The 332-nt window shown below is 43.4% G+C and carries 1 rRNA gene; it reads right to left on the reverse strand.

The annotated features are described in order from the left end of the window. A 5S ribosomal RNA gene (rrf, locus tag KFE26_RS23775) occupies nt 1-107 on the reverse strand; the annotation flags it as partial. Nucleotides 108-332: the final 225 nt, after the last annotated feature.

Genomic DNA, 332 nt, shown 5'->3' on the forward strand with positions numbered 1-332 from the left:
TGACCTACTCTCACATGGGGAGACCCCACACTACCATCGGCGCGTTTGCGTTTCACTTCTGAGTTCGGGATGGGATCAGGTGGTTCCACAAGGCTATTGTCACCAAGCAAATTCTGTTTATTACCGTTTCCATCTCTGGCTCACGTTAATAATAATTCGGAAAGCTGATTTGCTTTGTTTGAGTTCAAACTTTATCAAGTATCTGTATTCTGTCTAAGGCTTTTCGTACGACCTCCATGGAAGGAGGAAGTGCTAGAAAATGTCTGGAACATTTTCAGTAAAACCCATCTGGGTTGTATGGTTAAGCCTCTCGAGTCATTAGTACATGTTAG

The sequence above is a fragment of the Shewanella sp. M16 genome (assembly GCF_018224605.1).
In the GTDB taxonomy this organism is placed as follows: domain Bacteria; phylum Pseudomonadota; class Gammaproteobacteria; order Enterobacterales; family Shewanellaceae; genus Shewanella; species Shewanella oncorhynchi.